Here is a 12,336-nt window from a genome sequence, read left to right as displayed (position 1 = left end):
GAATACATCCTTTGACAGGGTGTTCATTTAATAATATTGCTGAGATCACGTTCATATCTTTTATTTAAATACTTTAAAGATTTCCTAAAATTAACATAATACAGCTTATACGAAATCGTTTTTATTATCCTATAAAATTCAATAACTTAACCAAATCTTAAAAGCCCAATCCAAGCAGATTGGGCTTTTTACGTGAATTAGAACGTTCCACGCTTAATATTTAAGCATTTCTCCACGTTTCTCTTCATCAAAATTAAATAATGTTGCTCAAATATACTCGTCAAAAAAACGATTAAAAAAAGCTCCTTTTTGCAGCTTTTACTGAGCTTACTCTTTCGTTTGTCGACTAGCCTATGTCTGAGTAGTCAATCCCTCATATTTAAGCAGCTGTATAACCTACTTCTTTAAGGTATGGCAGCAATCCTTTCTGTTGCTCTGCATCCATCAGCATCGAGCGTAAACGTGCCACAAATGGCTTCATATCCTCTCCTACGTGCGCCATCGCCTGCACAGTAGGTAAATCGGCTAACTTGCTGCTAAACATGTCTAGCTGTTTTTCTGTGAGCTTCTGGAAGATATCTACTGTGCTTGGATCTTTAAGAGGTGAATGTACCGTTTTCTCAGTTGCTATAGATTGTTTTTGCTTAAATCTGAAAGAGAAACCAGTGATACAGCGCCCCTTTTTATGTTGGTCACATTCAAGAGTAATATCAGTATATTTATTAACTTGCATTAAGGCAGGATCCAACACACGTTTTTTAAAATCATGCATACGTTGATATTCAGTATCTAAGACTCCCATTCTTTGCCTAAACTCCGTTAGCTCAATAACTGGAGTTTTTCCTGTACTACGCCAGGCAATCAGTAGCTCATACAAACGAATAGCATAACCAGTCGATAGTTCACTAATTTGCTCAAGCTCATATTTTGTGAATTGTTCTTCTAATCTAATGATTAAGGGTACTACTGCAGGAGCAAAAATTATTTTTACTGTAGCTTCAGCATCAACATACACAATCTCACTTACCCAACGAGAACGATGATTCTGTACATTCCCTTTGTCACTATGCGATTGATAGCTGAACTGTCTAGAAAAGAGATTATCACAGGCATCTTTTAAAGCTTGATAGGCAGTCTGCCTAGTGACATTGAATTGCTTGATATAACTTTCAGCATGAACTGTTAGAGGATCGTTTGCATTGATCCCTTTACCTGATTCTCGAGCTTCTATGATTGCTAGCAAAATGAGTCTTTGCTCAACTAAGTCTAGATTATAACTAGCATTGATCAGAGCATTATCCTTAACCACTAATTTGCTCATAGTTCATCAGTATATTTATTGAAATAAGACGACATTAATATAACATGTCTTTTTATGGTAGGTAAGTGTCGTCTTATTGGTAGGTAAGTGTCGTCTTATTGGTAGGTAAGTGTCGTCTTATTGGTAGGTAAGTGTCGTCTTATGTCCTCTGAAAGCCTTGCTACATAAGGCTTTCAGCGTGTCTAAAAGCATTAAAAGCATTTAAAAGAATTTAAAAGCCTCGCTTCGCTAATTTTTTAATTGTAAAAAATAGGGAAATAATGCTTTCAACCTATCAAATTGAGTACATGAAATCTGATTTAATGCATATTTAAGTAAAAACATTAAAATTTAAAGCAAGGTTACTGATGTCTTACAAAATGTTATCCTACTGGATACCCTTTTCTAATCCTCAGACCTTGCCAAAGGGTTTCACCCCTTGGAACCCCAACCATTAATTCAATATTGATTGCAAATCATGATCTTTTAAACCGATTGTTTTTATGAAATTAATCTGTTTTACATATTTTTAGGTTTTTAATATTCTGAATTCAAGCCAGATAGGTATGAGATTTTTATCTCTACCAATCCAGCCACCTGATTTAGAGTCAAATTTTGCGACCGGCCACTACCCCTCTAAGCCGGTCTTTTTTTGCTTAAAATTTAGATAAAAAAAGGCCCAACATCCTGTTGGGCCTTTTTCGTATGGGGTTGTGCAAGGTATAACTCCTGTCGTACCTATCTTCCATGTTTTAGAACTTATCATTATTGTTTTTTGTTCTGGAACTTCCTGTTCCTGATGTACTCAGAATAGGTAAATCCTTTGCTCTGAGATAGTAGCGATCTACTCCAAGATGTGTACGCTCAGGCTTACAGATCCAATTTCGTATAAGAGATTTTATGTTAAATGCATATAGATGGTGCTTTTCTAAAAAGTTTTATTATTTCTTAGGTTTAACTTGGAAAGTGCTGATATATCTACCTATTTCTTTACCATCAATAGGACGATTGGTTGTATAAGCTGTAATAATTGTAAAAAAGGAATCTTGAATAGCCACCGATTTTGTAGACACCTTTTAGTTAGATAAAATGGCTAATTAACGAGGTGCGGCTTTGTTGCACAAAGATTTCATAACTATATGATTTTAAAAGTTTTGATTATTTTTTGATCTAAAATTAAATTTATTTAAATCAGATGCTTACATATTTATGCAACAAAGCCGGTGGGAACTAAATTAAGGCTTATAGGATCGCTTGGTAAGGCTGTGTTAGCTGGATGCTTACGCAAGGATGGGATTTTGAGATGGTTAATCGCCTTAAAAAAGACGCTTCGGAGTTTAAGAAGCGTCCTATTAAGGAGTATTTAGAATATTAGCGCGACGTATAATGAAAAAATAGTTCTCACTTATTTAAAATTTTGGAAAACCCACCTACTTGATTATCAAGTGATTTTTCCAAAGCCGGTGCAAGATATGAGATGTAGCTTCTAGTAATATGATCATCTATCCTCATTGTTGGATATCCATCAAAAACAGCTGGGCAAACTCCATTGCTACATATGACCTCAGTAAAATCAACGGGATAAAATCCATTCAAACCTTCGTCCTCTTTGATTTGGATAATAGGGTTTACCTTTTTGAGAGACGAAGAGTAGTTGGTAGCGCACTTGGAACCATCATTACTATTTTTCCATAGGCAGTAGTTAGGGTCGTTGAGTATTGGATTAATCCGAAGCCCTATTACCGGTATACCAAGAGATAGCACCTCTTTAATATTTTCAACATATCCAGGAGGCGTATATTCATTACTTCCTTTTATACCAGTATTTTTAGCAACCCTAGCATTTTCTGTCCTAGAACTGTTAACAATCACAGCTTTTGGCTTAGGTTCCATACTAGATATAAATTTAACAATTTTATTATTCCAATTTTGACAGTCAATGCTGTTCTCCATGTATGGATGATACCCAAAGGAACATGCATTCATGGTTGCATTTATGACCTTGAAGTTATCCCTTTCACCCAAGTAATAAAACAATGGTGCCCATTGCGCTAAGCGACTACCCCCAACTAAGAGAATATAGTTTTCACTATTTTTATCACCAAATTCGCAAAATGAGATTTCATCATTTACTATGCCGTCGCTACATCCGTCTATAGAGGCTCGGGTGACATCGTTACTTACAGATAAAAGCCTATTTAATTCAAGATTTGTAGATCCTTCCTGCACATGAGCGCTGTCCCCAGTATAGTAATCTCCGTTTACATAGTCAGTCACTTTGGCGGCATAAAACTCTTTATTTATTTCTGTGCGAGCATAGTAGCTAGAGATAAACACAGGTATAAAAAATACGAGCCCAATAAAATATGGAGCGAGTATATTTTCATTTTTTATTTTTGCGAAAGGGTTCTCAATCAATTTTTTTGAGATAACAGACAAAGTAAAAGCTAAAGCAATAACAAGAAGCCCTTCAATTAGAGTCATCTCACCTGGCATAACACCTGAGTAGTGTTGGAAGTATATGAGAATAGGCCAGTGCCAAAGATATAAAGAGAAAGATATTCCTCCAATATATACTAAGGCCTTAGATGAAAGCATCTGATAGACATAACCTGCTTTGTCGGAAATCCCAGCTATAATCATAATTGCAGCAGCAGCTACTGGAAGAGCAGCTATATAACCAGGGTATGGAGCACTATCCGGAACAAATACTCCAACAGCTAAGATTAGTAAAAAACCGACCCACATTAAAACTCGAGAAACTGTTGATGATAGAGAAATAAATGGTGATGCAATAAATATTGCAACGCCAACAAAAAACTCCCAAGCTCTAGTTCCAGTATGGAAGTATGCTGCTATTGGATTAATATTCGTATAGTATATAGAAAACCCAAAAGACGACACTATGACTAAGGCAACGACAAATAAGACTACTTTATAAGACCCTACTAGTTTTGATAGCGCGATGCTAAGAAATAAAATTAAGGGTAAAAAGAGATAGAACTGCATTTGAAGAGATAGTGCCCAGAATTGCTGTAAGGGGCTTGGAGGATTGCTACTAGCAAGATAGTTAGTGCCTACTCGGATAAGCTGCCAATTCTCAAGATGCAAAGCACTTGTCAAAACCTCATTGATGCCCCCTCGCCAAAGACTGGGGGGCATTAAAAAAACTCCTGCTATAAAAGTCGCAGCAATCACTGTGTAGGCTAAGGGAGCTATCCTCCTAATAATCCTTCCCCAGAACTCAAAAGGTTTTACCTTGCCATTTCTTAAATATGATCTCGCAAGCATACCTGCCATAAAGTATCCGGAAACAACAAAAAAAACATCGACACCTCCTGAAACTTTACTGAACCAGATATGATAAATCATAATGAGGATTGCGCCTATTGCACGAATTCCCTGTATATCGTTTCTGTACGTTGTTTCTTTATATATACTTATATCCATTTTAAACCTTAATTAGAACAGAGAGGCTTGCAATTCGTTGAGGCATTATAGTGAATAAAACTATGTTGTCGAATCTATATACTATGGTTGAGTCCCTCTGACTAAGAGCGCGTTTTCGAGAACTGTGATATATTCACCTAATGGGTAATCCTCCCATAAATAACCGAAGTTAAAAGTAGAGGTTAAGCAGCCATTAGAGGTGGCTTTCCTTTGTTAGCTTGATGTGGTCTTTCATGGTTGTAATGCCACAACCAGTTTGTTGCATAATCTTGTACTTCATCCAAAGTATCAAATAAATGCTTGCTCAGCCAACTATAACGTATGGTCCGATTATAGCGTTCAATATACGCATTCTGCTGTGGCTTACCCGGTTGAATATATTCAATACGAATACCGTGCTCAGTAGCCCAGCGCACAAATTCGTGACTGATAAATTCGGGACCATTATCGCATCGGATCACTAACGGTTTTTCTCTCCACTCCAGCAATTGATTCAACGTACGAATAACCCTGATTGTGGGCAATGAGAACCCTGCTTCAATGGCTAGGCCTTCGCGGTGGTAATCATCAATCACATTCAATAATCGAAACTTGCGACCATCGGAAAGCTGATCATGCATAAAATCTAATGACCAAACCTGATTTTCTCGGATTGGTTCCTTCAATGGTTCAGGCGCATGCCGTTTTAGTCTTCTTCTCGGTTTAATACGCAGATTCAGTGCCAACTCACAGTAAATGCGGTAAACCCGCTTGTGATTCCAGCAGCAACTCTCAACATGCCGTAAATACGAGAAGCACAAACCAAAGCCCCAATCGGAATTTTCCTCAGTGAGTTCAATGAGCTGTTCAGCAATGAGTGCATTGTCATCGCTGAGTTTGGCTTGATAGCGGTAGCAGGTTTCACTAATGCCAAATGCTTTACAAGCCAAACGAATACTAATGGCATGCTGGGCAACTGCCTGTTGTGCCATCTTACGCCGGCAAGATGGCTTTACCACTTTTTTGCCATCGCTTCCTGGATGATTTCGGCCTTTAATCGCTCTTCCGCATACATCTTTTTAAGTCTGGTATTTTCGGCTTCTAGCTCTTTCAGTCGAGCCATTAATGATGTATCCATACCACCATATTTGGCACGCAATTTATAAAAGGTAGCATTACTCATGCCGTGTTCACGGCAAAGGGTCGCTACAGGTGTGCCAGATTCTGCCTGTTTCAAGATGGACATGATCTGACTGTCAGTAAATTTAGATGTTTTCATGCAGAATCTCCTGCTCGTATCTTAAGAGAAAATTCTACTTTTAGATCCTATTATTTTTAGGGGGGATTACCATTCCAAGTACATATATTGTAGAGCTTCTAAAATTAACATAATACACCTTATACGAAATCGGTTTTATTATCTTATAAAATTCAATAGCTTAAGTAAATCATAAAAGCCCAACTGCTGAGAGTTGGGCTTTTTACATGAATTAGACCGTTCCACGATTATTTAATAATCAATGTTCCATGTTTTTGTTCATCAAAATTAAATAATCTTGGTCGAATATACTCGTCAAAAAACGATTAAAAAAGCTCCTTTTCACACCTTTTAATGAACTTACTCTTTCGTTTGTCGAGTAGCCTATGTCTGAGTAGTCAATCCCTCATACTTAGGCAGCTGTATAACCCACTTCTTTGAGGTATGGCAGCAATCCTTTCTGTTGCTCTGCGTCCATCAGCATCGAACGTAAACGTGCCACAAATGGCTTCATATCCTCTCCTACATGCGCCATAGCCTGTACAGTAGGTAAGTCAGCCAATTTACTACTAAACATATCTAGCTGCTTCTCTGTGAGCTTATGGAACATATCTACTGTGTTTATATCCCTTAAAGTGACCTTTCCAGTTGTCTCGGCAGTCAGATTTGGTTTTTGTTTTAATTTAAATGAAAATCCACTAATAGATCTGCCATTTTTATGTTGAGTGTATTCGACCCTTATATCTGTAAAATCATTAATTAATTTAACTGACAAATCTAGAACACGTTTCTTGAAATCAGACATTAATTTATAGTCATTAGGTTTTACACCTAACTGATTTCGAAATTCTACTAGCTCCATAATGGGAGTTTTTCCAATACTTCTCCATCTAATTAATAACTCATATAGACGTATTGCATATGTACTAGATAACTTGGCAATCTGATGAAGCTCATATCTAGTGAAGTTCTCTTCTAAGCGTGTAATTAATGGCACTACATCCTGTGTAAATCGAAGATATACAAGACCAGATTGTTCCTCATAACCAATTTTATCCACCCAGCGACAGTGAAACGATCTATCTCTACCATTTTTTGGATTTTTATCATGATAAGTGACGTACCGATCAAACAAGCCTTTACTAGCCTCTTTAAGAGCTCTATAGGCGGTGCTTTTATCTACGTCAAAACAATTAATATAAGCAGCTGCATGCACTTCTAATAAGCTATTTTCCGTGATGCCTAACCCTGTTTCACGAGCTTGGGTAATAGCTAAAAGCATTAGTCTTTGTTCAATTAAGTCTAATGAGTAAGAGGCACTAATTAGAGCATTATCCTTTACCACTAAATCACTCATAAATCTTAAAAAGTATATTGTTTAACCAAAATATAACGACATTAAAAAACAAAGTCAATATAATGACAATAAATAATAAAGTCTTTTAATGGTGCATAAACGTCTTTATATGGGTGCATAAACGTCTTTATATGGGTGCATAAACGTCTTTATATGGGTGCATAAACGTCTTTATATATCTTCTGGAAGCCTTTTATATCAAGGTTTTCCACCTGCCTAAAAGCATTTAAAAGCATTTAAAAGAATATAAAAGCCAGCTTCGCTAATTTTTTTAATTGTTAAAAAGATAAAAATATATTTTCAGCTCATCAAATTGCTTACACAACAACCAATATGATTTATATTTGAATAAAAGAAGAAGTTTGTTCTTAAGCAAGGTTACTGATGTCTTACAAAATGTTATCCTACTGGATACCCTTTTCTAATCATCAGACCTTGCCAAAGGGTTTCACCCCTTGGAACCCCAACCATTAATTCAATATTGATTGCAAATCATGATCTTTTAAACCGATTGTTTTTATGAAATTAATCTGTTTTACATATTTTTAGGTTTTTAATATTCTGAATTCAAGCCAGATAGGTATGAGATTTTTATCTCTACCAATCCAGCCACCTGATTTAGAGTCAAATTTTGCGACCGGCCACTACCCCTCTAAGCCGGTCTTTTTTTGCTTAAAATTTAGATAAAAAAAGGCCCAACATCCTGTTGGGCCTTTTTCGTATGGGGTTGTGCAAGGTATAACTCCTGTCGTACCTATCTTCCATGTTTTAGAACTTATCATTATTGTTTTTTGTTCTGGAACTTCCTGTTCCTGATGTACTCAGAATAGGTAAATCCTTTGCTCTGAGATAGTAGCGATCTACTCCAAGATGTGTACGCTCAGGCTTACAGATCCAATTTCGTATAAGAGATTTTATGTTAAATGCATATAGATGGTGCTTTTCTAAAAAGTTTTATTATTTCTTAGGTTTAACTTGGAAAGTGCTGATATATCTACCTATTTCTTTACCATCAATAGGACGATTGGTTGTATAAGCTGTAATAATTGTAAAAAAGGAATCTTGAATAGCCACCGATTTTGTAGACACCTTTTAGTTAGATAAAATGGCTAATTAACGAGGTGCGGCTTTGTTGCACAAAGATTTCATAACTATATGATTTTAAAAGTTTTGATTATTTTTTGATCTAAAATTAAATTTATTTAAATCAGATGCTTACATATTTATGCAACAAAGCCGGTGGGAACTAAATTAAGGCTTATAGGATCGCTTGGTAAGGCTGTGTTAGCTGGATGCTTACGCAAGGATGGGATTTTGAGATGGTTAATCGCCTTAAAAAAGACGCTTCGGAGTTTAAGAAGCGTCCTATTAAGGAGTATTTAGAATATTAGCGCGACGTATAATGAAAAAATAGTTCTCACTTATTTAAAATTTTGGAAAACCCACCTACTTGATTATCAAGTGATTTTTCCAAAGCCGGTGCAAGATATGAGATGTAGCTTCTAGTAATATGATCATCTATCCTCATTGTTGGATATCCATCAAAAACAGCTGGGCAAACTCCATTGCTACATATGACCTCAGTAAAATCAACGGGATAAAATCCATTCAAACCTTCGTCCTCTTTGATTTGGATAATAGGGTTTACCTTTTTGAGAGACGAAGAGTAGTTGGTAGCGCACTTGGAACCATCATTACTATTTTTCCATAGGCAGTAGTTAGGGTCGTTGAGTATTGGATTAATCCGAAGCCCTATTACCGGTATACCAAGAGATAGCACCTCTTTAATATTTTCAACATATCCAGGAGGCGTATATTCATTACTTCCTTTTATACCAGTATTTTTAGCAACCCTAGCATTTTCTGTCCTAGAACTGTTAACAATCACAGCTTTTGGCTTAGGTTCCATACTAGATATAAATTTAACAATTTTATTATTCCAATTTTGACAGTCAATGCTGTTCTCCATGTATGGATGATACCCAAAGGAACATGCATTCATGGTTGCATTTATGACCTTGAAGTTATCCCTTTCACCCAAGTAATAAAACAATGGTGCCCATTGCGCTAAGCGACTACCCCCAACTAAGAGAATATAGTTTTCACTATTTTTATCACCAAATTCGCAAAATGAGATTTCATCATTTACTATGCCGTCGCTACATCCGTCTATAGAGGCTCGGGTGACATCGTTACTTACAGATAAAAGCCTATTTAATTCAAGATTTGTAGATCCTTCCTGCACATGAGCGCTGTCCCCAGTATAGTAATCTCCGTTTACATAGTCAGTCACTTTGGCGGCATAAAACTCTTTATTTATTTCTGTGCGAGCATAGTAGCTAGAGATAAACACAGGTATAAAAAATACGAGCCCAATAAAATATGGAGCGAGTATATTTTCATTTTTTATTTTTGCGAAAGGGTTCTCAATCAATTTTTTTGAGATAACAGACAAAGTAAAAGCTAAAGCAATAACAAGAAGCCCTTCAATTAGAGTCATCTCACCTGGCATAACACCTGAGTAGTGTTGGAAGTATATGAGAATAGGCCAGTGCCAAAGATATAAAGAGAAAGATATTCCTCCAATATATACTAAGGCCTTAGATGAAAGCATCTGATAGACATAACCTGCTTTGTCGGAAATCCCAGCTATAATCATAATTGCAGCAGCAGCTACTGGAAGAGCAGCTATATAACCAGGGTATGGAGCACTATCCGGAACAAATACTCCAACAGCTAAGATTAGTAAAAAACCGACCCACATTAAAACTCGAGAAACTGTTGATGATAGAGAAATAAATGGTGATGCAATAAATATTGCAACGCCAACAAAAAACTCCCAAGCTCTAGTTCCAGTATGGAAGTATGCTGCTATTGGATTAATATTCGTATAGTATATAGAAAACCCAAAAGACGACACTATGACTAAGGCAACGACAAATAAGACTACTTTATAAGACCCTACTAGTTTTGATAGCGCGATGCTAAGAAATAAAATTAAGGGTAAAAAGAGATAGAACTGCATTTGAAGAGATAGTGCCCAGAATTGCTGTAAGGGGCTTGGAGGATTGCTACTAGCAAGATAGTTAGTGCCTACTCGGATAAGCTGCCAATTCTCAAGATGCAAAGCACTTGTCAAAACCTCATTGATGCCCCCTCGCCAAAGACTGGGGGGCATTAAAAAAACTCCTGCTATAAAAGTCGCAGCAATCACTGTGTAGGCTAAGGGAGCTATCCTCCTAATAATCCTTCCCCAGAACTCAAAAGGTTTTACCTTGCCATTTCTTAAATATGATCTCGCAAGCATACCTGCCATAAAGTATCCGGAAACAACAAAAAAAACATCGACACCTCCTGAAACTTTACTGAACCAGATATGATAAATCATAATGAGGATTGCGCCTATTGCACGAATTCCCTGTATATCGTTTCTGTACGTTGTTTCTTTATATATACTTATATCCATTTTAAACCTTAATTAGAACAGAGAGGCTTGCAATTCGTTGAGGCATTATAGTGAATAAAACTATGTTGTCGAATCTATATACTATGGTTGAGTCCCTCTGACTAAGAGCGCGTTTTCGAGAACTGTGATATATTCACCTAATGGGTAATCCTCCCATAAATAACCGAAGTTAAAAGTAGAGGTTAAGCAGCCATTAGAGGTGGCTTTCCTTTGTTAGCTTGATGTGGTCTTTCATGGTTGTAATGCCACAACCAGTTTGTTGCATAATCTTGTACTTCATCCAAAGTATCAAATAAATGCTTGCTCAGCCAACTATAACGTATGGTCCGATTATAGCGTTCAATATACGCATTCTGCTGTGGCTTACCCGGTTGAATATATTCAATACGAATACCGTGCTCAGTAGCCCAGCGCACAAATTCGTGACTGATAAATTCGGGACCATTATCGCATCGGATCACTAACGGTTTTTCTCTCCACTCCAGCAATTGATTCAACGTACGAATAACCCTGATTGTGGGCAATGAGAACCCTGCTTCAATGGCTAGGCCTTCGCGGTGGTAATCATCAATCACATTCAATAATCGAAACTTGCGACCATCGGAAAGCTGATCATGCATAAAATCTAATGACCAAACCTGATTTTCTCGGATTGGTTCCTTCAATGGTTCAGGCGCATGCCGTTTTAGTCTTCTTCTCGGTTTAATACGCAGATTCAGTGCCAACTCACAGTAAATGCGGTAAACCCGCTTGTGATTCCAGCAGCAACTCTCAACATGCCGTAAATACGAGAAGCACAAACCAAAGCCCCAATCGGAATTTTCCTCAGTGAGTTCAATGAGCTGTTCAGCAATGAGTGCATTGTCATCGCTGAGTTTGGCTTGATAGCGGTAGCAGGTTTCACTAATGCCAAATGCTTTACAAGCCAAACGAATACTAATGGCATGCTGGGCAACTGCCTGTTGTGCCATCTTACGCCGGCAAGATGGCTTTACCACTTTTTTGCCATCGCTTCCTGGATGATTTCGGCCTTTAATCGCTCTTCCGCATACATCTTTTTAAGTCTGGTATTTTCGGCTTCTAGCTCTTTCAGTCGAGCCATTAATGATGTATCCATACCACCATATTTGGCACGCAATTTATAAAAGGTAGCATTACTCATGCCGTGTTCACGGCAAAGGGTCGCTACAGGTGTGCCAGATTCTGCCTGTTTCAAGATGGACATGATCTGACTGTCAGTAAATTTAGATGTTTTCATGCAGAATCTCCTGCTCGTATCTTAAGAGAAAATTCTACTTTTAGATCCTATTATTTTTAGGGGGGATTACCATTCCAAGTACATATATTGTAGAGCTTCTAAAATTAACATAATACACCTTATACGAAATCGGTTTTATTATCTTATAAAATTCAATAGCTTAAGTAAATCATAAAAGCCCAACTGCTGAGAGTTGGGCTTTTTACATGAATTAGACCGTTCCACGATTATTTAATAATCAATGTTCCATGTTTTTGTTCATCAAAAT

Annotated in this window: 6 protein-coding genes; all 6 read right to left on the bottom strand. The window is 37.1% G+C overall.

Translation table 11 applies throughout. From position 1 onward, the window contains the following. Positions 1–379: 379 nt before the first annotated feature. The 6 genes from repM (Q0017_RS11790) to Q0017_RS11765 all read right to left on the bottom strand — a co-directional run bounded on the left by repM (Q0017_RS11790) (position 380) and on the right by Q0017_RS11765 (position 12,068). On the bottom strand, positions 380–1,321 hold the full coding sequence (gene repM / locus Q0017_RS11790; RefSeq protein ID WP_168402736.1) for a replication initiation protein RepM: 942 nt from the start codon (positions 1,319–1,321) through the stop codon (positions 380–382). 1,380 nt (positions 1,322–2,701) lie between these two features. Then, the gene (locus Q0017_RS11785; protein WP_298147038.1) at positions 2,702–4,750 is read right to left on the bottom strand and encodes an acyltransferase family protein; all 2,049 of its coding nucleotides are present in this window, start codon (positions 4,748–4,750) and stop codon (positions 2,702–2,704) included. Positions 4,751–4,932: 182 nt separating this feature from the next. Beyond that, positions 4,933–6,008, bottom strand: a protein-coding gene (locus Q0017_RS11780) for an IS3 family transposase (RefSeq protein ID WP_298147035.1) whose coding sequence is annotated in 2 segments (ribosomal slippage) — positions 4,933–5,756 and positions 5,756–6,008 — 1,077 coding nt in all. Because the reading frame shifts where the segments join, the coding sequence is not laid out codon by codon here. Between the two features lie 391 nt (positions 6,009–6,399). Next, positions 6,400–7,344 carry a replication initiation protein RepM gene (gene repM / locus Q0017_RS11775; protein ID WP_298147040.1) on the bottom strand — a complete coding sequence of 315 codons (945 nt, stop codon included), beginning with the start codon at positions 7,342–7,344 and terminating at the stop codon, positions 6,400–6,402. Positions 7,345–8,761: 1,417 nt separating this feature from the next. Beyond that, on the bottom strand, positions 8,762–10,810 hold the full coding sequence (locus Q0017_RS11770) for an acyltransferase family protein (protein WP_298147038.1): 2,049 nt from the start codon (positions 10,808–10,810) through the stop codon (positions 8,762–8,764). 182 nt (positions 10,811–10,992) lie between these two features. Continuing rightward, positions 10,993–12,068 (bottom strand): IS3 family transposase gene (locus Q0017_RS11765; protein WP_298147035.1). Its coding sequence is split into 2 segments (ribosomal slippage): positions 10,993–11,816 and positions 11,816–12,068, totalling 1,077 coding nucleotides; the frame shifts between segments, so codons are not numbered across the junction. Positions 12,069–12,336: the final 268 nt, after the last annotated feature.

Origin of the sequence: uncultured Acinetobacter sp. (assembly GCF_947624825.1) — a bacterium.
Lineage (GTDB): Bacteria > Pseudomonadota > Gammaproteobacteria > Pseudomonadales > Moraxellaceae > Acinetobacter.
The sequence above is the reverse complement of the archived record's forward strand: the minus strand, read 5'-3'. Positions and strand labels throughout refer to the sequence as shown.

Bases quoted from the DNA above. Each gene is read 5' to 3' on its own strand.
- repM (WP_168402736.1), bottom strand. From the start codon at position 1,321: ATGAGCAAATTAGTGGTTAAGGATAATGCTCTGATCAATGCTAGTTAT.
- Q0017_RS11785 (WP_298147038.1), bottom strand. From the start codon at position 4,750: ATGGATATAAGTATATATAAAGAAACAACGTACAGAAACGATATACAG.
- repM (WP_298147040.1), bottom strand. From the start codon at position 7,344: ATGAGTGATTTAGTGGTAAAGGATAATGCTCTAATTAGTGCCTCTTAC.
- Q0017_RS11770 (WP_298147038.1), bottom strand. From the start codon at position 10,810: ATGGATATAAGTATATATAAAGAAACAACGTACAGAAACGATATACAG.